28 protein-coding genes and 3 pseudogenes are annotated in these 26,282 nt (G+C 34.0%); 1 reads left to right on the top strand and 30 read right to left on the bottom strand.

Annotated features, from left to right (window positions below; genetic code table 11):
- Position 1: 1 nt before the first annotated feature.
- The 28 genes and pseudogenes from KFD70_RS10850 to pulA form a co-directional block, all read right to left on the bottom strand.
- The gene (locus KFD70_RS10850; protein ID WP_336452282.1) at positions 2-679 is read right to left on the bottom strand and encodes a response regulator transcription factor; all 678 of its coding nucleotides are present in this window, start codon (positions 677-679) and stop codon (positions 2-4) included.
- A gap of 81 nt (positions 680-760) precedes the next feature.
- Positions 761-1,216 carry an AraC family transcriptional regulator gene (locus KFD70_RS10845; RefSeq protein ID WP_336452283.1) on the bottom strand — a complete coding sequence of 152 codons (456 nt, stop codon included), beginning with the start codon at positions 1,214-1,216 and terminating at the stop codon, positions 761-763.
- Between the two features lie 499 nt (positions 1,217-1,715).
- Positions 1,716-2,963, bottom strand: coding sequence for a DUF1015 domain-containing protein (locus KFD70_RS10840; RefSeq protein ID WP_431613189.1), 1,248 nt, complete (start codon positions 2,961-2,963; stop codon positions 1,716-1,718).
- Positions 2,964-2,976: 13 nt separating this feature from the next.
- Complete coding sequence (locus KFD70_RS10835) at positions 2,977-4,149, bottom strand: 3-phosphoglycerate dehydrogenase family protein (protein WP_336452285.1); 1,173 nt, start codon at positions 4,147-4,149, stop codon at positions 2,977-2,979.
- Between the two features lie 12 nt (positions 4,150-4,161).
- Complete coding sequence (gene serC / locus KFD70_RS10830; RefSeq protein ID WP_336452451.1) at positions 4,162-5,244, bottom strand: 3-phosphoserine/phosphohydroxythreonine transaminase; 1,083 nt, start codon at positions 5,242-5,244, stop codon at positions 4,162-4,164.
- 207 nt (positions 5,245-5,451) lie between these two features.
- Entirely contained in the window at positions 5,452-5,643 is a 192-nt protein-coding gene (locus KFD70_RS10825) for a DUF378 domain-containing protein (RefSeq protein ID WP_241816663.1), read from the bottom strand.
- Positions 5,644-5,727: 84 nt separating this feature from the next.
- A complete protein-coding gene (locus KFD70_RS10820; RefSeq protein WP_431613188.1) occupies positions 5,728-6,756 on the bottom strand; it encodes a glycoside hydrolase family 113 in 1,029 nt (342 codons plus the stop codon).
- A gap of 84 nt (positions 6,757-6,840) precedes the next feature.
- Positions 6,841-7,191 (bottom strand): hypothetical protein, encoded by a 351-nt coding sequence (locus tag KFD70_RS10815; RefSeq protein ID WP_336452287.1) that lies wholly within the window; start codon positions 7,189-7,191, stop codon positions 6,841-6,843.
- 141 nt (positions 7,192-7,332) lie between these two features.
- Complete coding sequence (locus KFD70_RS10810; protein ID WP_336452288.1) at positions 7,333-8,052, bottom strand: endonuclease V; 720 nt, start codon at positions 8,050-8,052, stop codon at positions 7,333-7,335.
- 21 nt (positions 8,053-8,073) lie between these two features.
- Positions 8,074-8,466 carry an immunity 22 family protein gene (locus KFD70_RS10805; RefSeq protein ID WP_336452289.1) on the bottom strand — a complete coding sequence of 131 codons (393 nt, stop codon included), beginning with the start codon at positions 8,464-8,466 and terminating at the stop codon, positions 8,074-8,076.
- A gap of 111 nt (positions 8,467-8,577) precedes the next feature.
- Positions 8,578-9,069, bottom strand: coding sequence for a hypothetical protein (locus tag KFD70_RS10800; RefSeq protein ID WP_336452290.1), 492 nt, complete (start codon positions 9,067-9,069; stop codon positions 8,578-8,580).
- Between the two features lie 86 nt (positions 9,070-9,155).
- Positions 9,156-9,674: a SecY-interacting protein Syd gene (locus KFD70_RS10795; RefSeq protein WP_336452291.1), complete on the bottom strand. Its 519-nt coding sequence runs from the start codon at positions 9,672-9,674 to the stop codon at positions 9,156-9,158.
- A gap of 107 nt (positions 9,675-9,781) precedes the next feature.
- A complete protein-coding gene (locus tag KFD70_RS10790; RefSeq protein WP_336452292.1) occupies positions 9,782-10,129 on the bottom strand; it encodes an immunity protein Imm33 domain-containing protein in 348 nt (115 codons plus the stop codon).
- Between the two features lie 43 nt (positions 10,130-10,172).
- Complete coding sequence (locus KFD70_RS10785) at positions 10,173-10,616, bottom strand: hypothetical protein (protein ID WP_336452293.1); 444 nt, start codon at positions 10,614-10,616, stop codon at positions 10,173-10,175.
- A gap of 116 nt (positions 10,617-10,732) precedes the next feature.
- Positions 10,733-13,120, bottom strand: a pseudogene (locus KFD70_RS10780) (penicillin acylase family protein).
- Positions 13,121-13,803: 683 nt separating this feature from the next.
- Positions 13,804-14,418 carry an immunity protein Imm33 domain-containing protein gene (locus KFD70_RS10775; RefSeq protein ID WP_336452294.1) on the bottom strand — a complete coding sequence of 205 codons (615 nt, stop codon included), beginning with the start codon at positions 14,416-14,418 and terminating at the stop codon, positions 13,804-13,806.
- Between the two features lie 34 nt (positions 14,419-14,452).
- Entirely contained in the window at positions 14,453-15,019 is a 567-nt protein-coding gene (locus tag KFD70_RS10770; protein ID WP_431613187.1) for a DUF1444 domain-containing protein, read from the bottom strand.
- Between the two features lie 75 nt (positions 15,020-15,094).
- A complete protein-coding gene (locus KFD70_RS10765; RefSeq protein ID WP_336452296.1) occupies positions 15,095-15,622 on the bottom strand; it encodes a SecY-interacting protein Syd in 528 nt (175 codons plus the stop codon).
- A gap of 6 nt (positions 15,623-15,628) precedes the next feature.
- Positions 15,629-16,165, bottom strand: coding sequence for a SecY-interacting protein Syd (locus KFD70_RS10760; protein WP_336452297.1), 537 nt, complete (start codon positions 16,163-16,165; stop codon positions 15,629-15,631).
- A gap of 443 nt (positions 16,166-16,608) precedes the next feature.
- Positions 16,609-17,340, bottom strand: coding sequence for a DUF4261 domain-containing protein (locus KFD70_RS10755; protein WP_431613186.1), 732 nt, complete (start codon positions 17,338-17,340; stop codon positions 16,609-16,611).
- Positions 17,341-17,423: 83 nt separating this feature from the next.
- Positions 17,424-17,666, bottom strand: coding sequence for a bacteriocin immunity protein (locus KFD70_RS10750; RefSeq protein ID WP_420792349.1), 243 nt, complete (start codon positions 17,664-17,666; stop codon positions 17,424-17,426).
- Positions 17,659-18,051 (bottom strand): immunity 22 family protein, encoded by a 393-nt coding sequence (locus tag KFD70_RS10745; protein ID WP_336452299.1) that lies wholly within the window; start codon positions 18,049-18,051, stop codon positions 17,659-17,661. The genes KFD70_RS10750 and KFD70_RS10745 overlap by 8 nt, the downstream gene beginning before the upstream one ends.
- A gap of 137 nt (positions 18,052-18,188) precedes the next feature.
- On the bottom strand, positions 18,189-18,695 hold the full coding sequence (locus KFD70_RS10740) for a hypothetical protein (protein ID WP_336452453.1): 507 nt from the start codon (positions 18,693-18,695) through the stop codon (positions 18,189-18,191).
- Positions 18,696-18,739: 44 nt separating this feature from the next.
- A complete protein-coding gene (locus KFD70_RS10735; protein ID WP_336452300.1) occupies positions 18,740-19,291 on the bottom strand; it encodes an SUKH-4 family immunity protein in 552 nt (183 codons plus the stop codon).
- 68 nt (positions 19,292-19,359) lie between these two features.
- The gene (locus tag KFD70_RS10730; RefSeq protein WP_336452301.1) at positions 19,360-19,956 is read right to left on the bottom strand and encodes an SUKH-4 family immunity protein; all 597 of its coding nucleotides are present in this window, start codon (positions 19,954-19,956) and stop codon (positions 19,360-19,362) included.
- Positions 19,957-20,002: 46 nt separating this feature from the next.
- Entirely contained in the window at positions 20,003-20,359 is a 357-nt protein-coding gene (locus tag KFD70_RS10725) for an Imm3 family immunity protein (RefSeq protein WP_336452302.1), read from the bottom strand.
- A 152-nt stretch (positions 20,360-20,511) separates the two neighbouring features.
- Positions 20,512-20,877: a hypothetical protein gene (locus KFD70_RS10720; RefSeq protein WP_336452303.1), complete on the bottom strand. Its 366-nt coding sequence runs from the start codon at positions 20,875-20,877 to the stop codon at positions 20,512-20,514.
- Positions 20,878-21,120: 243 nt separating this feature from the next.
- Entirely contained in the window at positions 21,121-23,685 is a 2,565-nt protein-coding gene (gene pulA / locus KFD70_RS10715) for a type I pullulanase (RefSeq protein ID WP_420792350.1), read from the bottom strand.
- A 654-nt stretch (positions 23,686-24,339) separates the two neighbouring features.
- Between pulA and KFD70_RS10710 the strand changes: the two are divergent.
- Positions 24,340-25,161 (top strand): annotated as a pseudogene (locus tag KFD70_RS10710) (alpha/beta fold hydrolase).
- 56 nt (positions 25,162-25,217) lie between these two features.
- On the opposite strand, the gene KFD70_RS10705 reads toward KFD70_RS10710, so the two are convergent.
- Together KFD70_RS10705 and imm47 are read right to left on the bottom strand one after the other, a co-directional pair.
- On the bottom strand, positions 25,218-25,400 hold the full coding sequence (locus KFD70_RS10705; protein WP_336452305.1) for a hypothetical protein: 183 nt from the start codon (positions 25,398-25,400) through the stop codon (positions 25,218-25,220).
- A gap of 206 nt (positions 25,401-25,606) precedes the next feature.
- Positions 25,607-26,062 (bottom strand): annotated as a pseudogene (gene imm47, locus KFD70_RS10700) (Imm47 family immunity protein); the annotation flags it as partial.
- Between the last annotated feature and the right edge of the window lie 220 nt (positions 26,063-26,282).

The following is a 26,282-nucleotide window of genomic DNA, read 5'->3' as shown; positions in this document are numbered from 1 at the left end:
CTTATTTCAGCTCCAACTTATAACCAAGTCCACGTACTGTTTTAATTTGAAAATCATCTGTTCGTTTTGAAAAACGATCGCGAAGACGTTTTATGTGAACATCCACCGTACGTTCATCCCCTTCAAAATCCATCCCCCAAACAAGTTCAATTAACTCTTCTCTTGAAAATGTTCTACCAGGATAACCTGCAAGTTGTGACAGTAATTCAAATTCCTTTAAAGGTAATAGAATCGTTTGTTCATTACATTTCACTTCGAAGCTTTTTCTGTCAATCGTTGTTCCATGTAATGTAATAACATCTGCGCTTAGCATTTGATAACGACGAAGTAAAGCTTTCATGCGAAAGATCACTTCTGCTGGTTCAAATGGTTTTACAATATAATCATCCGTTCCTGAAATAAATCCTTTTTCTTTATCTACTAATTGATCTTTAGCAGTTAATAAAATAACAGGTATATCATGATATTTTCTAATTTCTTCGCATAAAGTATATCCATCAACAAACGGCATCATAATATCGACAATAGCAAGGTGGATATTTTCCTTTTCTAATATAGATTGCGCTACTTTTCCATCCTCAGCTTCAAAAACTTTATACCCTTCCTTTTGTAGGTGGTAATGTAATAATTCTCTAATGTGCTTATCATCATCTGCTAATAAAATATGTATCATACTCATTAAGTCCTTCCTTGTTTATCCTTCTACACCATAACATTAAGAAACAATTGTGTTTTTTGCAAGGAAAAGAAAATTACTACTTTAAAATACGGGCACACAAATTTCACAATGATGATTATTCACCATTTTAACTACATACCTTTCGATGATTGGTCTTGTTTCATCAAATCGATATCTTTGTCTTGATAATTCTGGAAAAATATCAATCCATGCTTTCTGAACTGCTTCTGCTGTATGGTTAATTTTAAAAACAGCATATTTCCCTCCAACAATATTACCTTGTCTTACATAGCCATCCGTTACTGAATATTCGTTTGAAACAACTATGCAAGTATCATAACGACAGTTTTCAGGTTTAGTAGTTTCAGGATTATCCTGAGCAATTCCAAAAATTATCGAGTCGGCATTAAATAATTGGTTAGATTTTGCCCATTCTTTTAATTTTTCCATTGTTCGCACATTGTTAATTCCATAAGGGCCTATCTGCCTTATGTAAGCAATTCGATATGCTAGAATCTTTTCAATCATCATATCCATTATTTGTTTGCCCCCTTTAAATAATATATAAAGTGAAACTTTAATCAGTGGGGGTTTTCTTCATTCCCCACTGATTATCAGCCCTCACCAATCGGGCTTTTACGGGCAGTTTATCTCTCACCTAACTTCTTTGATTCTACCGAATTTTGAGGTGGGAGTATTACTGCCCGTTAATGCGGGATAACTTGTTCACTACAAGATTAATACGATTTAAAATAAAATGCACAGCATTTTTTAAAATTATTTACAAATATTTTAAATATTTACATCTATCATTTTTTAATAAGTTTGTCTCCTTTCAATTCTGTCCATGTATTCCCTTGTTATTTTGTCATTCCCTCCCCAAATCCGGCCCTCCTCTTCCTTCCCTTATTCTTCTGAACTATATAGAAAATCACTTTAGCCATATCTGAAGACGTATCGAATCCTTGTATGACAAGGAATTGAAAGAGCATTGGACAAAAGAAAAAAGACAGCACGTAATATGCTGTCTTTCCCTCTATTCTAAAGAATGTATAAAAAGTCCACTACGAAGCTTCGGTTCAAACCATGTTGACTTTGGTGGCATCACTTCTCCCGCATCAGCAATTGCTAATAAATCTTCCATAGATGTCGGATATAAAGCAAACGCTACTTTATAATTACCAAGATTCACAAGGCGCTCTAGCTCTTCTAAACCGCGAATACCACCAACAAAATCAATGCGGCTATCTGCACGTGGATCGTGAATTTGTAATACTTGACTGAGTAAATGGTCTTGTAAAATAGAAACATCTAAACGTTTTACAACATCATGTGCATCAAACGTTTCTTCTTTTACGATTAATTTATACCATCTCTGATCCAAATACATACCAAATGTTTTTGGTTCAGTTGGTTTATGTGGAGAGACACCTATTTCTTCCACATAAAAATATTGTGAAATCTGCTGTAAAAACTGTTCTTCTGATAAACCATTTAAATCTTTCACAACGCGATTGTAGTCCCAAATTGATAGTTCATCATGAGGGAATAAAACAGATAAAAAGACGTTAAATTCTTCTTCCCCCGTATAACTTGGATATTGTTCTCTACGCATAAGTCCAACTTTCACGGCAGATGCTGATCGATGGTGTCCATCCGCAATATATAAGGAAGGAATCTCTTCAAATAATTTTACTAACGCAGAAATCACATCAGCTTCTGCGATTTTCCATATGACATGCTCCACACCATCATCCGCAGTAAATTGATAAATTGGCGTATGATTTTCTTGCCAAGTTGCAATTAACTTTGTTACTTCTTCTTTCGTACGATATGTTAAAAATATCGGTCCCGTATTTGCATTACATACATCTACATGACGAATGCGATCTTGTTCTTTTTCATGACGAGTTCGCTCATGTTTTTTAATTGTATTGTTCGTATACTCATCAATTGATGTACAAACGACAAGTCCAGACTGCGTTCTCCCTTGCATCGTTAATTGATAAATATACAGACATGGCTCTTCATCTTGTATCAATACTTCTTCTTTCATTAAACGTTGTAAATTTTCACTTGCCTTTTCATATACACTGTTATCATATGGGGAAACAGCTGGGTCTAAGTCTATTTCTGCTTTATCAATATGTAAAAAGGAATATGGATTTCCCTTTTCAACTTCTCTTGCTTCTTCACTATTTAACACATCATACGGCAATGCTGCAACTTGTGCAGCTTTATCAGATACTGGACGAATTGCCCTGAATGGTCGAATTGTCGCCAAATTTCTCTCTCCTTTATACAATCATTCGAACAGCTACTATACCTGTAATTTTCTTTATGTTTTCAACTACATTTTCTTTAATTATATCATCAATTCCGTTATCGATATCAATCATTGTATATGCAAAAGAGCCTTTACTACGGTTTATCATATCCGCAATATTAATATGATGTTCTGCTAAACATCCTGTAATTTGCCCCACCATGTTCGGAACGTTTTGATGCATAATTGTAATTCGTTTCTTTCCGACATAAGGAAGTTCTACATTCGGATAGTTTACTGAATTACGAATATTTCCTGTCTCCAAATAGTCACGTAACTGGCGGGCAGCCATAATTGCACAATTCTCTTCAGATTCATATGTGGAAGCGCCAAGGTGAGGTGTTGCCGTTACATTTTTCATTTTTATAACATTCTTATTTGGAAAGTCAGTTACGTAATGATTCATAATTCCTTCTTCTAAAGCTTTTGCTAATGCAATTTCATCCACAAGTTCTCCTCTTGAGAAGTTAAAGAGACGAACACCTTTTTTCATCGTTTGCACTGCGTGTTCTCCAATAATACCTCTCGTTTGATCTGTCAGTGGAATGTGCAATGTAATATAGTCACATGTTGAGAAGATTTCATCCAAGCTAAATGCACGTTGTACATGTGTTGATAATCGCCATGCTGTTTCAACAGATATATATGGATCATATCCAACAACATCCATACCAAGGGATAATGCATCATTTGCGACAAGAGCGCCAATTGCACCAAGTCCAATCACACCAAGTCGTTTTCCTGCTATTTCTGAGCCAACGAATTGTTTTTTTCCTGCTTCTACAAGCTGTGGAACTTCTTCACCTTCTAATGCTTTTGTCCAGCCAACCCCATTTATTATATTACGTGATGACATAATAAGACTCGCTAGAATTAGTTCTTTCACTGCATTCGCATTTGCTCCTGGTGTGTTGAAAACAACGATACCTCTTTCTGTACAACGTTCTACAGGAATATTATTTACACCAGCTCCCGCTCGTGCAATTGCCTTTACATCCTTTGAAAATTCCTCTTGATGCAAAGAGAAACTTCGGAGTAATATACCATCTGGATGCTCTAATCCTTCTCCCACTTCATATCGTTCTTTCTCAAAAATTTGCAAGCCTTTTTCAGCAATTTGATTTAATGTTTGAATGCGCAACATTTCCCCATCTCCCTATCTATTCTCTAGCTCAAAATCCTTCATGCAATCTACTAATCTTTGAACGCCTTCAACTGGCATTGCATTATAAATACTCGCTCTCATTCCCCCTACAGAACGATGCCCTTTTAACGTAACAAGACCTAACGTTTTCGCCTTTTGTAAAAATTGCTCATTTAAATCATTGGATGGTGTTGTAAATGGAATATTCATAAGCGAACGGTGCGCTGGATCGACCGGTGAAGTAAATAATTTTGATTCATCTAAAAAATTGTATAGAATCGCTGCTTTTTTCCTATTTTGTTCTTCAATCGCAGGTACGCCGCCCTGCTCCTTTAGCCATTCTAGTACTAGCTTCGTCACATAAATACTAAAGGATGGTGGTGTATTATATAAGGAATTATTTTTACTGTAAGTTTCATAGTTTAACATTGTAGGGCAAGAAGGATTCGCTTTACCAATTAAGTCTTTTCTAATAATCGCAATCGTTAATCCTGCAGGCCCTAAATTTTTTTGTGCTCCCGCATAAATCAAAGCAAATTTCTCTACATCGTATTCTTCTGATAAAATATTTGAAGACATATCAGCAATAAGTGGAATATTCTCTAACTGTGGTAACTCGGCGTATTTCGTGCCTTCAATCGTATTATTCGTTGTTATATGTACATAATCTAGTTCTTTTGAAACCATTGAACTATCTACATGTGGAATCGTTGAAAAATGCTTTTCCTTCGATGAAGCAATAACTTCTGCTTCCCCAATTTTTTGTGCCTCCTGTAAGGCTTTTTTAGACCATGAGCCTGTGATTATGTATCCAGCTCTCTTATGTTCAGTCATTACATTTAATGGAACCATTGAAAACTGCAGGGATGCCCCTCCTTGTAAAAACAAAACATCATAATTCTCAGGAATGTGCATCAATTCACGAAGCAAGCTACTTGCTTCATCTATAATATTTTGAAACTGCGAAGATCGGTGACTCATTTCAATAACAGACATGCCTGTCCCGTTATAATTTAAAAGCTCCTTTTGCACTTTTTCCAAAACTGGCAAAGGGAGTATAGATGGTCCTGCTGAAAAATTGTAAACCCTCTCCATCACTCTTACGACCTCCCTGTTTCTATATTTGTTAATTTTTAAACTTTCTGAATTATAACCCATATAAAATATACGGTCAATTTGTTTTGCTTTATTGGGTTGTAAGATGCAATGGAACCGTTTGCAGATGTATTTGTATTCATAAACATACAAAAAAGTGTTAAGCATTCTATCATGCCTAACACCCCATCCATAAATTTATAAGAGCTAATTGTCCGTAAAGAACCGATCATAAATTTGATAAATAGCAGAAAGACCAAAAAGCCAATAAATAGTATCCACAAGAGCTGGTGTAGAACCAAACCATTTCTCAACTACATTATAATCCAGCGCCACAAACAACCAATTCAAACCGCCAAGAATCACCAGAATTACTGTAAGGTAAGACAAAAATTTCATTATGATTGCCCCCTAGGTGATAAAATGGTGAAAGGCCTTTCACTAAAATATATGTAACAAATCTCAAAACTTGCGCGTTTCTCATTAATTTATTTTTTTATACCAGTCCTTTATAACCATTTCAGCTTCCTTACTATGAATTTGATATGCGTGAGTTTGATCATTAGAACCAATAAACCATATGGAAAATCCTTTAAAGTATGGTTTCGGCTCTAAAACATCTCGAAATGTACGCCAACCATTCGATTGCACCTCTGAGGAGAAGACCTTTGAAACATCTGGATTCCATGGATTTCGCAACCCAAATTCTCGTGCAGGAATATTAAAACCTCCAAAGTAAATCGGTTTTCCAGTTACATTATGCAACTGTTCAAGCTGCTGAATCACATTTTGCCCACGATTGTAAACTGTCGTCGCATATAAGCTTTTCTTTATTTCTTCGTATGTTGGATTTTTCTCATCTGAAACTTCAAACCAACTATCAATGCTCACAATATCTACTTTTTTTAAATACGGGCGATGTATTTTTTCTATAAATTTCACTTCATAAGATGGATCCCAATTTGCAGTTGACCACCAATTCATCTGATATAGAACATTTCCTTTATACCGCTGACGGACAAAATCAATCGTATCATTCCAATACCCTTCTGCATATTCCATATTAACAAAATTAGAAGCAACCTTTAATCCGTAAATATTGTACTTACTTGTAATCGTTTCAAAAATATCCTGTAACACTACTGTCTTCCAATTCCAAAAGAAATCATTTATATTACTTGGATTCCACTCCGTTTCCCCAATATTGCCTTGTTGAATATATGGAAATGGTTCAACTATGACTTGAATATTACGTTTTAATAATTCCTGAATTAAGTGAATCGCTTGTTGTTTTTGCGCCTCATTGATTTCCATTTTTGAAGCACTCACATGGGGAATATCTACTTGAATTGGTACATTCACCGTATTTAAATTCAAACGTTCCACATCTTCTAAAACTTTCGCTACATTGTCTACTTCCCATACTGTTACATTTCCTGCCTTTATTTTTCCAGGTTGTACAGTAGATACATCCGCCTTCGCAGACCCTTGGAAACAAAAAGAAAATAACATGATACATACTCCTAAATTACCTAATCGTCTTCTATTTTTTTCATAAACATTCTCCTATAATAAGTATTTATATTGGAATGAATGCTAGGATGTTATTTGCGGAGAACCTTTTAATTTTCTAAAAGCCAACCCACCAGAAACTATATACAAAATAGCCGGCAAAGATAAAAATAAAAACGAGCCTCCTATCGTAATAACACCAATACCAATCATCAATCCCCCATATAACTTATGATTCATTTTATTAACACTACAACTTAAAACGATTGCTCCAATTTGGAGGATAAAAATGAGGAATGGTATTATCAGTAACCACGTTATCGCTTGGTGAATAGCCAGAATAAAAGCATATATAACAAATACCGCTGCTCCCAAGAATGTTCCCATTATAGAACCAATCAGTCCTGTAATGAATTCAGATCTTTGTTGTTTCATGCTGCAATTTCCCCTTACTAAAAAAGTATCGTATTCCAAAAAGTATCATAACAAACAAGCTTCCGTCACATTGTCGGATTTTGTCGTACAAAAACAAAAAAAGGGATAATTCCTCCATCCCTTTTTGCATTGCATACATGACTATGCTGTTTCATTTTCACTTTTCTCTCTTCTCACCTTATGTGTTTCTAAATCTGCCAATCTAACCGGAATTGGTAATCTACTTTCTTTCCCTATTAAACACGATACAATTTGAACACTCGTATCTAAATCGATATTATTTCCGCAAGAGACAAAAATAGGCTTTACATTCTCTTTCGTTCTTAGAGTCCTTCCATATACCTCGTCATCAATCATAATATCACTAAAAGCAAATTCCTTATTCTCTGGCATAATAAAATCAACATCTTTAATCTTAAGATAGCTTTTCGCTACACCGATTGTAGGCTTTTGTAAGAAAAAAGAGGCATGCGTTGCAATCCCCATATGTTTATAGTGTAAATAGCCATTTCCATCGAACATAACTATATCTGGATTAGAAGTAAGTTTTTTGGCTGCTTCTATTACTAAAGGCAACTCACGAAACGCTAAAAAACCTGGTATATAAGGCACTGCCACTTCCCCATAGCTATAAACCTTCTCCACTTCCTCCTTCGTATGATAATCAATCACAACAATACAACACGTTCCGTAGTGCTTATCATCTTTTTCCCAATATGCTAAATCTACTCCAGCAATTAAACTGACATCTTCTAGATAAAAGTTATTTTTCAATTCAATGCTATGTATGAGTTTATCTTGAATTTCAGAAAATTCTTCTTCTGAATGTAGATGAAATGAATGTATTTCTCTAACTTCCATGTTCTCATCCTCTTTTTATTATTATTTATACAAAACGGCTCCTATGTATTTCATTTCATAACGATTTTCATTTTTATTTATTATTTCACCACTATATTCATAGTTATATATCATAATAATCGTGTTATACTTCATCTCTAGTATATTTGAAGTAAGTCTTTTCATCTGTGGTATCACAACTTCTTCATAAGAACACCCTGCTAGTAAAGTTTCTAGATGATTACTTCGTTTGAAATAAAATTCTTTTTCGATAAAGCCTTCATCAATATCATACATACAAATATGAAAATCTTTTATAAATGATGATGGTATGGAATCACCATCCTCTGTATATTTTATACGGAAATAATCCTCTAAAAGATCTTCAGATTCCATATTTCCTAGCCATAATGAGACCATGCCTTCTTTTTCCATGCATACAATCTCCATTCATATATCGTTTTTTTAACACACAAAAGTAATTCTCAAACCCTCTACTTACTACACTTCAATACTAATCACGATACTACATGTAAAGCACTAGCTTTAAACGAATCCATTTAATTCTAACAGTTTATACCACTCGTCCTCTTCACTTCCAATAGGATTCGTTATTTCACCCGATTCCATAAAAGACAGCCCGATATCAATGTATTTACTTCCTAAAAAATAATCTTCTAAAAAACTGTTAAAATTACCGTATGATTCAATCACAAAATTTTGATCAATTAAATCTCCAAACAAACAAGATACTTCTCCATCCACTTTATTAATAAATAACGGATAGTTTTCTACTGCCCCTATGCAAATCCATTTATCATCTCTAACTGGCATCTCTTCCACATAAAACTGAATACTTTCAAGTTTTTGATGGCCGTATATAGTAATTACTCCACCATTCAATATTTTGTATTTTCTTGTAATAAAATAATAATCTTTTAAAATATTATCTACTAATTTTTCAGCTATTTGGTTTTCTTCTTCTACAATTTCACCAATAACCAAACTAAATGGATCTTTCCCTAAAGCATTTTTCATTACATCAATTTTTTCTAGTACTAATTAATCATCTTCATTACCTCTTAACTTATATCTTACATGGAACGCTCCATTATATATTTTCGCTAAAGCATGGAAATAAGTTCAGCTAAACTATTACTAATCACTTCAAAACTTCCTCTTTCATAGTCTTCTATCTTCACCTGTCCATTTTCATTATCTACAACAATTAAAAGTCCATTACACTCCATACCTATAGGAATATTCTTTAACTCATTATGGTGCGCTTTTTTGTAGCCTTGTAAAGAAGTATAAAAATCTCGAAGTTCAATTCCTGGTATAACAGAATTTAATTCTAGGTTATACTCTAAATAATTGCCAGCTAAATCTAAAAACCAGTAGGAATTATAGTATTCTTTAATAGAATGATGGAATTGTATGGCTAAGTCCCTTTCTATATTAGAAAAATCATGAAATATATCTTTTTCGGTAGGCTTCCAAAAGATATATCCCTCTGTATCTGGTTCTCCTTCATATATAAAAGAATCTGCTTCTTCTCTCCACACAGATTTTGGTAATGAATGATTATAGTGTTTCCATTCCTTAAGTAATGTATGAAAATACTGTTTCATCTCTTCTTTCATTTTTATTACTCCTAAACTATTATTTAGAATTGCACAAAAACTACAACTGGATTATCAGTATGCCCTTTATAAACCAAACAAATTAAAATTCATAATGCTATGTTATTTTAATGGTACAAAAACTCGATAACCTCTTCTGTTATATTATCAATAAAATAACACCTTCCCTTCTCTACCACTAGTTGTAGGTCACTACCAACTGGAAAGGAATACACCGCTAAAATAGCAGGTTCAATTTGAGCTACTGTATTAAAATCACATACAACCAAGTTATCTGGATCATTTACATAATCATCATCATCAATATCCGAAAAAAATCTCCAGCCATTATCAACACTCGTTACAGATTCATCTCTAACCAACCATTTTAACCTTCCATTCTCCTCCAAAATGTTTTTTGATACGATACAGCCGCCTGCATTTTTAATAAACTCTGACTTTATGTAAATGGACATATTCTCTCACCCTTTCCATTGTTTCTTTTTATGATTGTTTACCTTATACACTCTCATCAATAATTTTGAACCCACTATATTCAATTAAAGCTCTAAACACATCACTCCCTCCGTATGGCCAAGCATAAGGATAAAATTCAATTCTCCCAATATTGTTTGTTGCCTTTTCACAAGAGACGAGTTCATATTCCCCAGAGGCAAACGTATCAATCATAGATTCAAAATCCCATGGAGTTCTTAGTTTAGGGTCTGTTAAACGTTTTTCTACAGGAGTTTGTTCCCATAAAACCTGGTAATTTTGTAACTCTTCTTCCGTCGGCCACCAAAACTGTTTTAACACCTCTTCCTCAAAATACGCTAACCACATAGAATCATTACAATCTATCATCTCTTTTTCTTTCTCTTCCTTAAGTTTATAAAAAAATTCTCTTAGCCTACGAAAACGAGCCTCTTTATGTATTACAAATTCAAAATAACAATTCGTCATGTATTCACCCCTATATGTGTATAACTATGAAATTCTCCTTCTCTAAATTATAGCATTCCATAATTTGCTTATGGTATAGTTATAAGACTCTTACATGTGTAAGAGTCTTATAACTTCTATTTTGGTTTTAAGGTTAATGTTTTACCATCTATGCGATCTGTACGAAGTGTAGTCACATGATAGTTTCCATTTACCCAATCTTCTATTTGATCATGATACCAGTCACTTTTAAAATGTCCTGATTGTCCTGGACCTACAATATGATAGCCATTCGACATATCCTTTGTATCTATTACAAATCGCCAAGATGCTCCATGATTCACAATGCCATCATCTCCATAACTTGCTGCTTGGACTGTAATATTACTTCCTCCAATTGGTACAGGTTTTTCACGATTGAAAAAGAACGCGAGTACATCAGATGATTTTGAAACAGGGTGTATAAACGAAAGTTGATGATATGCTCCCCACTTCCATTTCGTTACGTCTCGTCCATATTGTTTTTCAAGCTTTTTCATTACCTTTGAATACGACATATGTAAAACTTCTGCGAAGCCTCCATGTTTAGAAAACCATACGCTATTTTCTCCATTCATTTGTTTCCGTATCAATTCATCAATCACTTGTTGCTTGCCTTCAAACAATTCCATTACATCCTTCGGTATTTCTTTTGAAAATAGAGTATTAGATATTTCCTTCATCCATAAATGAAAAATTAACGGGGCCGCTTGATCTTTACTATCGTAAAAATCCCAATTTGTTAACTCTTTTATTCCCTGTTTCTCCACGTCTGATACGTTTACTTTATCCAATTCTTTTAAAAACACGGGAACAAACTCTCTTGCGTGAAGGTTCTTTTGATCCATTTGCAATGTTTGTAAATCCGCTACAGTCAATTTATCCTTTTCCTGTAAAAACTCTTGAATACGCATTTGACGATACGGCTGCGCCCAAATATGACTAATATGATATGGATAATCATCATTTATAATTTTATTATTGGCTGTCGAAATAAATCCCTGCTTTGGATTTATGACCTTCGGAAGTTTATCAAACGGAATGTAGCCGTCCCATTCATATTCATCTGTCCACCCAGGAACGGGTAAAATCCCATCTCCCTTTTTACGTATCGGTATGTTTCCATTGGCTTTATAAGCAATCGTGCCATCTGTGGATGCAAATAAAAAGTTTTGAGTAGGAGTATGAAAATCTTCCAGCGCTGATTCGAATTCAGTCCAATTTGTTGCTTTATTCATATTGAGTACGGCCTTTAATTCCGCTGAAGGTTCGAGTGCCGTCCATTTAAGAGCAAAAACAGCCTCATCTTTATTTTTATAAGCAAATTCCGAAATAACAGGACCGTGTCTCGTAACCGTTACTTCGTGTGGAATTGTTTTTCCGCCATTCACCTTTATCGGTTCCTTCACAATCGTAGCTTTTTCTCATTTTTCGTTATACAAAAATTCATTTGGATTGTCAGGGTTTCTTTTTTCAATATATAAATCTTGTACATCCGGACCTGTATTCGTAACACCCCAAGCAATTTTTTCATTGTGTCCTAACATAATACCGGGAACACCCGCAAAAATAACGCCGCTCACATTTATGTCTTTCATCTCTAAATGCATTTGATACCATATGGATGGCGTCGCCAAAGAAAGATGAGGATCATCCGCAAGTATAGGCATTCCAGATGCGCTTTTTTCTCCACTTACAACCCAATTATTGCTCCCATTAGATTCTGGCGGAATAATCGCTTTCGCAAAGCTGCTGGCCACATTCACATTCAGATCTTGTAACTGCGCTAATAGCCTAGGCGCATCCTTTGGATAAGTTGGAAACAGCTCATATGCCTGCTCTTTTGAAAGATGTTGAAGTGCCCAAAAACGAAATGCTTGTCCATGCCAATGACCACCTAAATCAAAAGCCATATACTTGCCAATTGTTAAAGAATCAACCGGAGTCCATTCAGCAGGTTCATATCCGAGTAAATGAAACTCTACTGGCAATCTCCCTTCTTTTTTCGCTTCCTTTATAAATGCATTTACTCCATCGGCAAACGACTGCAATGCATCTTTTGCTTCGCCAGTATATTGATTCTCGGATGCTTTTGCTGCCCGTCTAAGCCCAAGTGTTCGAAATAATTTATCCTTATCTAGCGCTGCCTTCCCAACTACTTCGCTTAATGTTCCGGATGCTTGTCTTCTACTTAAGTCCATTTGAAACAACCGATCTTGCGCCTGAACATACCCTTGTGAAAAATATAAATCATGCGCATTTTCAGCTTTAATATGAGGTACCCCTCTTTCATCTCGTGTTACTTGAACCGATTTTTGCAACCCACCAACATGAACCGTCCCTTCTACCTTTGGCATGGACTTCATCACGAATACGTTTGCAAAAACTGCCGCGGCAACAAATATAAAAAGAATGATACTACCAGACCAAATGAAAATTCTTTTTCCCTTACCTCTTTTCTTCCGCTGCTTCACAACCACTTCTATACAAGCTTCCCTCCTTTTTCAATGTATTCGCTCATCTTAGGAGAGAACCCTTTCAGATTGTAGAGAACCTCTCATCTTTCATATGTAGCGCATTTTTTACTTTTTCACATCCTTATCTTGAGCTGTCATACATAAAAAAGTCCCAGTAACGTTCGATTTACTGAGATTCTTTTTTATATTTTTATCTTAAAAAGCATGTCCAACAAAGGAATTTTAAACGCACCAAAAAATCTCGGAATGACAAATGCAATAATAAGAAAAAGCACTTCCACAGCCACCTTTTTCCACTTAGAATTCGGTACGTACTTCTGATAGAAATAACAGCTGACAAAAGCTAAAAATATAAATATCCCTCCGATGAGAACTGGATATAAATATGGCATAACCATTGGAACATATTCCGTACTCATATCAGCATTCGGATCGTCCCAAAACAAAGCTACCGTAACTGCAATAAAGAAAAAAATACAAAATTCATCATATGGAAAACTGTTAGTAAAATAAACATGATTAATATAATTTTATCCTTAACAACATGAAATAAACTGTCTTTATAAGCCAAGAATGTTCCTCCCTAAGTAATTGCTCCATTATGTAATTAGGCTTATCCTACCTCAATTCGATTCTACGATATTACTGAAGTACTGACTTTAACAAATTACTAGCTCTTTTTCTCTACTAGATTATAAATCGTTGACTCTATCCAAAATGTTCACATTATTTTCATCTACCACTGCTGTCACTACATCTTTTTCAAAGATTACAAGATATCCAGAAGGCAATGTTAACACTTGAAGAAGAGAAGGCCTTAATTTTAGTAATTCATATGCATAAAACGCTTCATACTCTTCTATGTCATGCTCATCATGAATAGGACCAATATACCAACCAGAGTCACCATCTTCACAACCCTTTGTTCTTTCTAAGTAAATATCATCTAATTTCAATACATTTTTAGCAGCTACAATTTTGTCACAAAAGCGTAGTAATTCCCCTTCAATTGTTAATGACTTTACAAAGCTCACTTGATTTAATAATATCCATAAAGATATCGTCAAATCATCTGTCATATCTTGAAATGGATTCTTCGTATAATCATGTACGATAATATGATAGCCATCTTCTCTTTTATCAAGAAAGTAAATCGACCAACCAACTTGTATAGAAAAACCATCTATTAATCGATCATTTTCTACTTCAGTTAAAAAATGAAATAATCCTTCTACCTGCATCGCAAAGATTTTTTCTGCCTGAGCAATGAAAGTCTTATCCCCTATCTTCTTCATAAACTTTTCCACTAATTTCCCTCCACTTTTCCTAAGTACTTCGTTTTCACTCTAAATAACTCCATTTCCCCTCACTTCTCATCAAAATTTTATCAATAAGTAAATGATCTCCATCTTCCCAAACTTTTTCTATAATACTTTTCATTTTTTCAATTCCGTTACTAGCATTACAATCACAAAAGACAAGAATATCTCTCGCTGGTATCGCAACCGCATATCCATTTGATACGAATTCTTTTAGTGAGTAATCCCATAAATCGTCTAAAACAATTAAGCTAGCTTCGAAACTTCCGTCAAGAATTAAAGCAAAACACCCTTCCGATAGTGTGTGAACCCGTAGTTCTTTTTCATCTGCTAATTTATAAAGATTATCTACCCCAATCTCTAATAGCTGCTCCTCATCCAATCCTTCTTCTAATATATGCCTATTTTGAACATAATGAAAATAATTGTTCTGATGGTCATCAACTAAAAAAGTAATGATTAAATCTTTATTAAAAAATGTATGGACAAAACTATTTTCTTCGGATAGGGTAAAACACTCTTCATCTAGATCCTCTTTTATTACTGGTTTTAAGTATGCAACTGCTTCCTTACAAAACCGGATTGTCATATAAATACGCCCCTTTACTTGCTATAACACTACACACCAATTAACAGATATAAAGCCAACAAAACACTACCAAATTCATCGGAAGCTTAATCGAGAAATGAGTTTCTTTAAACTTGCACTAAGATGCCGATACTCTTCCGTTTCAAAATCTTCTATAACAATTTCTCCAGTACGATTGTTCATAAGGATTAACATCCCACCACTTTCAAATCCTATAGGAATATATATTTCATCTTTCTGTCTAAGAGATAAATAATCTTGGACACGCTCTATAAATAAATGCGGTTCAACACCTGGTGTTACAGAGAATAAGCTAATATTGTAATTATCAATCCAACCAATCATCTCGAGAAACCAATAGGAATTATAATATTCTTTCATATCAGAATGAAGGGTAGCATTTAGTTCTGTTTCAAATTCTTGAAAATCATCATATTTATCTTTCTCCTTTGGCTTCCAAAATATATAGCCTTCCTCATCCTTTTCACCAATATATAAGCGATGATCAATCTCTGCATCAAATGGAATCTGCGGGTGTGTTCCGTTCCAATCGCTCCATTTCAATAAGTAACTTTCAAAATAACGTTGCATAATCGCTTTCAACGCCGTTCACCTCTTCAAACGTAAATTTGAAATCAATTCTTGTATACTTTCTGAAATCGTTTCAAATGAATCTCTCTCAAAATCTTCTAATTTAACTTTCCCATTTTCATTGTCAATCACAACTAACATTCCGTTGCCTTCAATACCTATTGGGATATGTTTTAATCTCTCTTGGTGGTTCTCCTTATAACCCTTTAACTGTTCTTCGAATGAATTCAATTCAATATTCGGCAATACCGTTTCTAATTCAATATAATAATTTTTATAAAAACCATTTAATTCAGCGAACCAATAGGAATTAAAATACATAATAACTGTTTGATGAAATTGAACATCCATTTCTTGTTCTAAGTGAATAAAATCATGTACGATATTTTTTTCTATTGGTTTCCATAGAATATAACCTTCCTCATCTATTTCTCCTTCATAAAGAATAGGATTCACTTCTTCAAGAACTGGTGTTTTTAATAGAAAATCTAAGCCTTCGTGTGCTAATTTTATTCTTAACCTAAAGTATTGTTGCATTGCATTCTGAATAGACACACATATCTCCCTCTACTTCACTTAATTTTCCCCCTACAAATCTTTCATCAAAAATGGATTTGTATCTCTTCAATAAATGCCTCTGTAAATATGCCCCTAAATTAGAAGCACTCCATTCTTATTCACCTGTATCCATACCAACTCTCATCATTTCTACAGTTAGTTATTTACAACAAATCGGATTTCCTACACCATCTATTCCTATCACAATAAATTCCGCATCCTTTAACCTTAAAATAACTGCCTCACCAACTACTCCAAATCCATTACATTAAAAGAAATCTTTTATAACTACCTGGGAGCTTTATTTATAAAGCCTCTTCAGCTTGTGCAACTTCCTCAACCGTAATTGCCAAATGCTTCAGGACATTTTTTATATTCCCTATAAATCGCTTTAACAAGTTCTACACTCATTTATCTCGAATTCACGGAAAATTTTTATACTAGTCCTTCTTTACTAAAGCCCAAATACCATACTGATTATAAAACAATTCATCTTCTAAAAAATGTTTACACTCCGTATGTTGCAATATGAAATGAGGATTTTCTTCATCTAAGCTGAACGTAGAATAGTCCGTTAAGCTAGGATTTTCAATGAGATTATACAGACAAAAAACGTTCATTAATTCTTGAGCATATTGCGGAGTTACTTGATCTTTAAAAGTAATTACATCCGGGAGTCCAAAGCAATGCATACCACACGTATAGTAAAAATCATCTTCTTCTGCCACTGTAACAAAAGCTTGAAATAATTCTACTGCATCATCTGTATGATACATATCATTCCAGCTTTCAATTGTATTTGCAGTACCTGAAGATTCAACTTTCACGCCAAGTCCTCCAGCTTTTACAAGTGCATTTGCAGTATTAACTAATTTCCTTATCTTTTCAATGGAACCTCCGTCCCCAATTAAATACAAAGTTAAGGAATGCCCTCTAATAAGATCAAGTTCTTCCTCAGTAAATGAATTGTATCCAGCAATTTCAAAAGCTTCCGCTACTCGCTCGTCATGTTCATATATATCAACTTCAAAAAAAATACTCGAATCCCCTAGTTTACTAATATAATTCCCAGCAAATATATATCCCTCACTTTTTCTTACAATTGCTTCAATAAGTTCACTTCTATTCTTCCATAAACCAGGTATACATAATACAACTTTTGAGCTTTCCATCTAACCCTCTCCTTATCTACAACATTTCTCTATGTAAATACAAATACAATCCCCTTCTAAACCCTCTCAGCTACTTATTTAAATTATTCCTTCTCTTTCTTATAGCTTAATGCAATCTCAACTACTTCTTCGATTGTTAATTCTATATCATTCCAAAATATTAGGTCACTAGGTGCTGGATGGGGAACATTTGCTTCTAAAATATTAATATATTTACTACCTAACTCATCCAGCAATTTAGGGTCACATATCATTTTCACAAGTTCAATAAGTTCCTCTCTACTCATTTGGCTTTTCACATCACTCAATCCCTTAAAGCTATTCATAATAAGGTACAGCACCAACAAATATAAATTCTAAACCTTCATATGCATCTTTCACTTTCTCTCCATCGTATTGAAAATCATAAAGCACGATAACAGAATTTATATTGTCTTCTACATCTACTCTTTTCATTAAATCTTTAAATCTCGGAATGATAATTTCACTATAAGAGAAATCCTGCAAAACCTCTTCTATATGTATTTTAGCTTCCTCATAAAACATAATTTCGATTTGATATTCATCATAATAACCAAAACCGAAATTCACTCCAAATTTCGAATCTATACTATCTCCATCTTCTGTATATTCCATATCCACATATTTTTGAAGCTGATTAAGTGATTGACTCGTTCCAAGCCACAACGAAGCCATCCCTTTATATTCCATATTGTCTCTCCTTATTATACTATCGTATAAAGGTCCATACCCGCACAGCAAACACCCTTATCTTGCAAAACTTTATTAATATGTATGTTTTCTCGTTCTATAGTTTAAATATCTTGATAATCAACTTCTACAATTCGTTAAAAATTACGCCAAAATACATGATCTACTGTTTGTTGGAAAACAGGTGCTTTCATAAAGTTTAATAGAATATCTTTCTCATTTGTCCCAACATATTCATCGTTATCTACATTATAAAATTGAAGGACTTCCACTTTATATACTCCATTTTCAATGTTAATTTTATAATTAGAGCAGTTTTCATCAGGTACTTTCTCATCTTCAAATTGTGCAGCCATTGTAAGGTAGTCATAATCAACTAAATATAATTGGTTCTCAGTTACTCTTATATAACCCTCTGCTTTTCTGAAGCACTCTTGCTTTATTGGTTCTTCTCCAACTTTCACTTCTGCATTCCACGAATGCTCAATACCTTCTTCAGTCATCTGGAATACTAAAGCATTACCGTTTTTCATTTCATCAGTAAAATGCTGTAGCAACATTTCTAATTCCCAATCCTCATCCACAAATGACTTGTATTGCTCCGCATTTACAACCCCAATAAAATTCGTATCGCCAAATCCCATACAAAACTTCATCTTTGACCTCCTGGATATAAAAATCCACTCTGTTATTCAGTTAGATTTTCAATTTCCTCAAACCAAAACGTATTCTTTTCCACAGCCTTTGGATCGATACGCCTTAATTCATTTTCAAACCATATACATACTGATTCCGGAATTTCATTATCTAAAAAAGCAAATTCACCATTTAAGTGAATCGCTTCATCAATTAACTTAGAAAACAATAGAAGGCTGTCTGCAAATTGATGAATGGAAGAATTCATGAAGATTTCTTCATAGTTGTTTCCATGATGTAAATAGACTACCTTATTTGTTCTTTCATCAATACAAAGAGGATCTCCAGAACCGGTCGTACCTATCAACCAATAAAACTCAAAATCTTTTGGCATGCCAAATTTTTGAGTTACATTCTGCATTGGTTCAGTTGCATGATTAAACTCTATAAACGGAGCAGCTGATGCTGGAAGACCCGCTTCACTTAAAAACCTTCTCGTATCGATAGATAAATTTGTACGCTGCAACATATCTCGATCTAATTTGTTTAATGGCCCGTCTCTTTTTTCATTCCATTGATCATAAAATTCTCTAGGTGAAATCATCTATATACCTCTTTCCTTTTTCATTCCCATAATTTTCTCCTACATATTCCTCTTCATCTTTATAAGTTCTAATCTTTATGAAAAAGATTTATTTCTTCATTCCAAAAGGTATTATGATTCAGACAATCCTTATCAATTCCAATGAATGTTTCAATAATAACTTCTAACTCTTCTTTCTTACATTCTCTATTCAAATATGCATGTCTACCATTCGCTTCTTTGATTCTTTTTATAAACTCACTATATTCCAAAATACATGCAGCTAATTGTGGTATAGATTGATTTACATATACTTCTTCCATTGTTTCATGGTCTACACATACGACTATTCCTGAAGGTTCTTTCATAGATAAAATATTTCCTACACCTGTAAATCCTAAATATATATTCTTTTCATAACTTGCATCTAAATTATATTTTTCCTTTAGGCTTAATAAGCTGCCATTTTTTGTTGATTCAAAATTCAAAAATGGTGCCGCAGATTCAGGTAATCCAGCTTTTAATAAAAAATGTTTGCATACTACAGGGATAGCTAAATTTTTGAGTTTATCTTCTTCGTAATGAACGAATGGATATACTTTTGGGTTCCATCTTTTTCGAAATTCATTGGGATTCATCAATTTTAACATTTCCTTCCATGCAAATATAGCTTTTCTACTACTCATTTACCTTCAAATACTTCCTCTTTAGCATGAAAGAGAATACATCGCGTTATTCTGCTGAAGGATTATAATCAATCTCTACTTTTCCAAGACCTTCCAATACTTTATGTATTCTACTAGTTAAATCTCTTATTTCTTCTTGTGTTAATTCCCCCACTGCGTCTAGTGGATGAAACTTGCTTAATCTCTTTGTTATACCTTTTATATACCCAATAAAAACTTTGTCATGAGTTAGCAATATTTCACCTATAGCTGTATCAGCAATAACGTCTTCTATTTCTCCTAGATTTATATACTCATCAGAAGCTCTTGCTATTGCATATCTATATCCCCTATTTAATATTAAAAAATCATTATAGGCCTCTTTGATGTCTTCAAACAATTCATTGTATTCCCAGTTTTCCATTTCAGATCCCTCCATTAGACATTCATTATCATGGTAAATTTGAAGTAATTATTTAGACATAGATATTCACTAGTTACTAAAATACAAAACACCATTTAAACAATTATGATGTAAAAAAACAGCAGAGTTTTTAAAATCTCTGCTGTTTCCTATTATTTAATTTCTAACGTGAACCAATTATTGATTGAATAAACAAGCGTTACTAAGCAGCCGATTACACCAAACAAAATAACATTAGGACCAATCATGGAACCAAATAACACCGCTATTAACGATGCCATAAACAATAGCATTGCTAGACCATTAATCTTAATTTCGACTATATCGCCACTTTTTACTTGCTTTTCTTTACTTCCGAAAAACAATTGATTTACTTTTATCTTTGCTTCTTTTACATCAGAAGGAAGCATGTACTCTTCATTATTTTCTAATTTCATTACAACTTCATTATCCACTTTTAAAGCTACTCTTGTAGCTCCGCCCATCATTCCTGTTGCCCTTATTACTTTTATACTCATTTTAAACTCCCCTTAAACTTTTGTTCATCTAATAAAAAGATTCCCACTTTTTCGTTTAATATATTTTCTACAATTTTCCATCTTTTTTCCACAATATACATATTATCATATTTGAGATTCATTTATTAATAGGAAGATGAGTATTTTTACCTTTTACTTTACAGTCTATAACAAAGAACCTTTTGCAATCCCGATGTAGATACTGTTTATTTCAAACAAAATTTTCTTTTACATCTTCTATTCTTATTTAATCGGTTTCTCTGTTTTCAAAACAAATGAACTTAATGCAGGAACCTTCATCTTATTATCATGAGAAACATACAGTACTTTACTTCCTGCACGTTCACCATCTACTAGTACTTTCCAAGGGCCTTTTGATGGAAGAGTTATTTCTACCGCTTCTCTATTCGCATTGTGAGCTACAACGAAATATTCGTTTTTATTACCATTTGTTTTGCCATCTATTGTATACGCTACAACATTTTTTGGCGCATCCATGAACGTTACATGTTTTTTAATTTGTTCAGCAGTTGTCATACGAAAAGCTGAATACTTGTTACGCAGCTCTATTAAGCCTTTCATATACTCTACTTCTTTATCAAATGCCACGCGGCGCACCCAATCCATCTGGTTAATCGAATCAGGAGATTTGTAGCTATTATGGTCACCATATTTTGTACGCATGAACTCTTGCCCTGCATGCAAGAATGAAACCCCTTGCGATGTCAATATGATAGAAGAAGACAACTTGTGCATTTGTTTACGTACTTCTTCACTGTCGCCAGGATTCGTCAAAGCAAGTTTATCCCATAATGTATGGTTATCATGTGCTTCAACATACGTTAGAACTTGCTCAGGATCCTGATAAGTAGCCACCTTTTTATCATAGTCGATACCAGCCGTAATTCCTTTTTTCATGCGCTCTTCCATGTTTTGCATTCCGTTCACAAAACCATTATCCTGATCCCCAAATACGCTTCCTTTCAATCCATCACGTATATCATCATTAAAATGAGCGATTCCGTTCATTTTCTCCGCATTTTTTTGATTTGCTTTTAAATCAGATGCTAGAGGAGTATTTAAATCCCATCCTTCTCCATGAAGAATAATAGAAGGATCAATTTGATGAACCGCTTTACGGATCGCATTCATTGTTTCGACATCATGAATACCCATCAAATCAAAACGGAATCCATCTAAATTATACTCTTTCGTCCAATACACGACGGAATCTATCATAAATTTCCTCATCATCTTTCGTTCAGAGGCCGTATCATTCCCTACACCTGTTCCATTTGCGAGTGAGCCATCCTCATTGTAACGATAATAATACCCTGGAACTAACTTGTGAAAATTAGATTCAGCCGCATTATACATATGATTATATACAACGTCCATTACAACGCGAAGTTTATTATCATGTAGTGTTTGAATCATCTGCTTTAATTCAGTAATTCGAACAGTCGGCTCATAAGGATTTGTAGAATAGGAGCCTTCTGGTACATTGTAATTTTCCGGATCATATCCCCAGTTATATTGTGGTTCATTTAATTTTTCTTCATTTACTGAAGCATAATCAAATATCGGTAAAAACTGGACATGAGTAACACCGAGATCTTTAATATGATCAAGACCTGTTTTTACGCCACCTGGTCCTCTCGTTCCTTTTTCCGTAACACCAAGATATTTTCCTTTTTGTTTAATACCACTTTCAGATTGAATGGAAAGATCACGGACTTGCAACTCATAAATAATAGCATCTTCCGGATTTTTAAATTTCGGCTTTTTATTCCCCTTCCAATTTTTCGGATTCGTTTCTTTTAAATCAACGACTGCACCTTTATCACCGTTAACAGAAGCAGCACGCACATATGGATCAACGGCCTCAGTCCATTTGTTTCCAACCTTCACCTTATATGTATAAAATAGGCCTTTTTGATCACCTGTAAGTTTTGCAGTCCAAGTTCCTTTTTCAGCTTGATCCATGCTTATTTCAGTACCTTTTTCATCATTCCATTTTTTGTAAGCGACCAACTTTGCCTCGCTCGCAGTGGGAGCCCATAAACGAAACTTGGTTTCCCTCGGTGTATATATATTCCCTAGATCATTACCATCATAATAAAATAAATGATCAAATTCCTCGCTACGAATCACTTTACCAATTTCAGTATGAGCTTCAACCGAATTTCCCATTTTAATTTTGTATGTTTGTTTTACATCAAGATTCTTTTCTGTACTGATTTTGACCTTATTGGTAATATCTCCATTCTTCGTATCATATGGACTAACTTTCTCAATGTTAACGCCCTCAACTTCAATTTTTTGCTCCTTAATATTGAACGGAGCATTGGTAGTTACAGTAATCTCATTGAAGCTATCAACAGTGGCCTTCTGAATAGAAAGTTCAGAAGAAGGCTTTGAATCATATACTTTATCATCGCCAGAAAGAACCCATACTTCAGCACGGCCATCCTTAATATTTTCGATCCAACGATCCTCACCGTCTTTTTCCCAGTCATTCGTACGCACGATAAATCCAACGCGATTATAATCACCATCTATTTTCACCTTAGCATACTTACCAAACTCATCTTCCCCAGTAAATTCATAGGACCTACCACTCGCATTTTCAGTCCACATCCAAAGATTCCAGTCTTTTGTATTTCCAGCCTTCTCCTTATAATGAACGATAATTTCAGTTGTTTTCATATTTGATTCTGCTTGTGCACTCTGAAAAGAAAAACCAGATAATAGCAAAGCAATTACAGTAAGTAATAAAAACGTCTTGTTTATTATATTTTTTGTCATATACACTCCATCCACCCTTTCTAAAAATATTACGAACCATTCATTTTGAATAACTCTGCATAGATTAATCTAGAAATTGCTTTTATAACACCTCCATATGGAATTTTACTTATTTATTTCAATGATCTTTTAATAGAAAAATCAAAGATAGAAAGGAATAAGAAAATAACGAAAACGTTTGCATTAAACATCAAAAAAAAGACTTACTTATTCCTTGTTATATCTCTAAACATCAAAAGATCACGGAAAACATTTTTAAGAAAACGTTTGTTATCGCTTTCAATTTTATAGTATGAACTATAAAAAGGTCAATATATTATTAATTTTCTGTTTTTATACCGTACACATATTTCAAGAAATAAATCTATTGTACTAAATATACCTATAAGCGCTACAGTATTTTCACCTGTCCGTCCAATATAAATCCCTACCCTATAATATCATTCCGAAATTATAATAAATCCTACAATATTTCAAAGCAACAATTTGATCAGACGTTGAGATATGGTGACTTTGTTTCTTAGTTAATTTCTGCATTTAACATCATTCACCAATCATATAAAGTAAAGAGGATTACCGATTATAGTTAATAACGATGAAAATGGAATCTCTTATTCATTTTTTGATAGATAAGAGAAAGGAGAGAGTTTACAAATGACTATAGTGAAGAATGGAACATTGCAAGTGCCTGGAGCGAGCATCTACTACGACGTTCGCGGAAAAGGACCTGTACTTCTAATGATTCATGGCGGTGGTGGTGACGCTGATAAATTTCTTAAAGTCGCTGACCATCTTGCTGATTGGTATACAGTTGTTACCTACGACCGTCGGGGTCATTCCCGCAGTCATCTTACCAATCAAACTGAGGATTACCGCGTAGAAACACATAGTGACGACGCACACCGTCTGCTAGCTAAACTGACCGATGAACCGGCATACGTATTTGGAAGTAGCTCCGGTGCTGTTATCGGACTCGACCTATGTATACGCCATCCGGCGCAGGTAAAGCTACTAATCCCTCACGAACCCGTCTTATTGCAACTTTTATTCGGTGATGAGCAGATGCAGGCTAGAAAATTCATGGAAGACCTTAAGAAAAATCATCAAAATGAAGTCATAAAGTTATTATCAAATGTAGGAGCGGACACTAGCAATCAAAAACAACCGAAAGATGGGCAAACAGAGCGGATGCTTAGTAATTCAACGTATTTCGTTCAGTATGAAATCCCAGGAATTCTTGGTTATTCACTAGATATCGATGCTTTGAAAACCACATTAAAATCTTCATCAATGCAGGTGCTTCCAGCCGGGGGAATTGATTCACGGGATTTTTTCGCTTACCGCTGCGCAGTCGCATTATCCGAACAACTATGAACAGAAATCGTGGAGTTTTCAGGGCATCATGGAGGCTATAACACAAGTCATTATAAAGAGTTTACTGAAAAGTTGCACGAGATTTGTTGTTCACATTCATAAAGACAAATAAAAACTAGCAAAATGAAATTTGCTAGTTTTTATTTGTTTTGGGACTACTATTCATCGAAATCATCCCCAAATATTACATTATCAATTGCTTCCCTGTCTTTTGCAACTCCTTCTATTGTCCCAATTAAGTTTCTTACCATCTCAAGTGTAATCCATTCTCCATCTTCATAAACTTTTATACTTGCTCCCATTGAAAGTAATTCCTCAGCAAATTTCACTAACGATTTCAATTAATCTGCATCACTATAGTTACATTCCATTACAGGTCGTTCTGTTTTCATATTTTGTTTGATTTCACTTATCGATTTAGATGTTTTCTTTCTAATCAAAGGAAGATATTTATTAGAATTCGAATCATGAAGCACTACTAGATTTACAGTAACCAAATCTACTTCCCTCCTTCAATTAAGATTCTATTATTCCATCATTTCAACCACTATGCTAACGTAAACCCATAAAAATATTTTTGCCCTCTTTCCCAATCTCTTTTCGAGATAGCATCTATATAAGCTACAAAATCTTTATAGTTATCATTACGAATTATCGTATGATAATCAGCAGGTACTTTCTCTCCTGTCCAAATTGATAATAAGGATGGTATCAACTCCATTTTTAATGGTTCTTCATGATTTGCTGCTCTTATTACTCTTTCAAACAGTTTTTTTGTTAAATCTCCAGGAAACACCGGACTCTGATAGAAATAATATTTTTCCATATCACAGTTTTTCGTGTAATTAAGATAAAATTCCCCAATCTCTTCTACACTTGCTTCTTCTCCAATCACCTCTTGATAGTTTATAAAAAAGTCAATAGAATCTCTTATGATCATCGACGTATCTGTTATTTCATCCTACTTTTCAAGTAACACTAATAAATACGGAATAATCTCCATTAATTATTTAACATAAAACAATCATATATTATGATGTTCATAATTTTAATACTTCTTAATTTTTTTATATTACAAATACTCTAGAATATTGGTTTAGCATAGAGTTTAATTATTAAATAGCTACAAATACTGATTGTACAATAAAAAGAAACGCTCAACTTGAAAAAAGGTTGATCAAAATGAGCGCTTTATATTTCAGTTACATATAAGTTTTTATAAC

Source organism: Bacillus pfraonensis, assembly GCF_050768835.1.
GTDB classification, from domain to species: domain Bacteria; phylum Bacillota; class Bacilli; order Bacillales; family Bacillaceae_G; genus Bacillus_A; species Bacillus_A pfraonensis.
This window is presented reverse-complemented; position numbering and strand designations above follow the sequence as displayed.

Bases quoted from the DNA above. Each gene is read 5' to 3' on its own strand.
- KFD70_RS10745 (WP_336452299.1), bottom strand. From the start codon at position 18,051: ATGGAATATAAAGGGATGGCTTCGTTGTGGCTTGGAACGAGTCAATCA.
- KFD70_RS10845 (WP_336452283.1), bottom strand. From the start codon at position 1,216: ATGGATATGATGATTGAAAAGATTCTAGCATATCGAATTGCTTACATA.
- KFD70_RS10810 (WP_336452288.1), bottom strand. From the start codon at position 8,052: ATGGAAGTTAGAGAAATACATTCATTTCATCTACATTCAGAAGAAGAA.
- KFD70_RS10790 (WP_336452292.1), bottom strand. From the start codon at position 10,129: ATGTCCATTTACATAAAGTCAGAGTTTATTAAAAATGCAGGCGGCTGT.
- KFD70_RS10835 (WP_336452285.1), bottom strand. From the start codon at position 4,149: ATGTTGCGCATTCAAACATTAAATCAAATTGCTGAAAAAGGCTTGCAA.
- KFD70_RS10755 (WP_431613186.1), bottom strand. From the start codon at position 17,340: ATGGAAAGCTCAAAAGTTGTATTATGTATACCTGGTTTATGGAAGAAT.
- KFD70_RS10750 (WP_420792349.1), bottom strand. From the start codon at position 17,666: ATGAATAGCTTTAAGGGATTGAGTGATGTGAAAAGCCAAATGAGTAGA.
- KFD70_RS10805 (WP_336452289.1), bottom strand. From the start codon at position 8,466: ATGGAAAAAGAAGGCATGGTCTCATTATGGCTAGGAAATATGGAATCT.
- KFD70_RS10720 (WP_336452303.1), bottom strand. From the start codon at position 20,877: ATGAGTATAAAAGTAATAAGGGCAACAGGAATGATGGGCGGAGCTACA.
- KFD70_RS10740 (WP_336452453.1), bottom strand. From the start codon at position 18,695: ATGGGATTTGGCGATACGAATTTTATTGGGGTTGTAAATGCGGAGCAA.
- KFD70_RS10735 (WP_336452300.1), bottom strand. From the start codon at position 19,291: ATGATTTCACCTAGAGAATTTTATGATCAATGGAATGAAAAAAGAGAC.
- KFD70_RS10850 (WP_336452282.1), bottom strand. From the start codon at position 679: ATGAGTATGATACATATTTTATTAGCAGATGATGATAAGCACATTAGA.
- KFD70_RS10820 (WP_431613188.1), bottom strand. From the start codon at position 6,756: ATGTTATTTTCTTTTTGTTTCCAAGGGTCTGCGAAGGCGGATGTATCT.
- pulA (WP_420792350.1), bottom strand. From the start codon at position 23,685: ATGACAAAAAATATAATAAACAAGACGTTTTTATTACTTACTGTAATT.
- KFD70_RS10730 (WP_336452301.1), bottom strand. From the start codon at position 19,956: ATGAGTAGTAGAAAAGCTATATTTGCATGGAAGGAAATGTTAAAATTG.
- KFD70_RS10795 (WP_336452291.1), bottom strand. From the start codon at position 9,674: ATGAAAGAAGAGATGAAACAGTATTTTCATACATTACTTAAGGAATGG.
- KFD70_RS10815 (WP_336452287.1), bottom strand. From the start codon at position 7,191: ATGAAACAACAAAGATCTGAATTCATTACAGGACTGATTGGTTCTATA.
- KFD70_RS10800 (WP_336452290.1), bottom strand. From the start codon at position 9,069: ATGAAAAATGCTTTAGGGAAAGATCCATTTAGTTTGGTTATTGGTGAA.
- KFD70_RS10770 (WP_431613187.1), bottom strand. From the start codon at position 15,019: ATGACAATCCGGTTTTGTAAGGAAGCAGTTGCATACTTAAAACCAGTA.
- serC (WP_336452451.1), bottom strand. From the start codon at position 5,244: ATGGAGAGGGTTTACAATTTTTCAGCAGGACCATCTATACTCCCTTTG.
- KFD70_RS10725 (WP_336452302.1), bottom strand. From the start codon at position 20,359: ATGGAAAACTGGGAATACAATGAATTGTTTGAAGACATCAAAGAGGCC.
- KFD70_RS10785 (WP_336452293.1), bottom strand. From the start codon at position 10,616: ATGACGAATTGTTATTTTGAATTTGTAATACATAAAGAGGCTCGTTTT.
- KFD70_RS10825 (WP_241816663.1), bottom strand. From the start codon at position 5,643: ATGAAATTTTTGTCTTACCTTACAGTAATTCTGGTGATTCTTGGCGGT.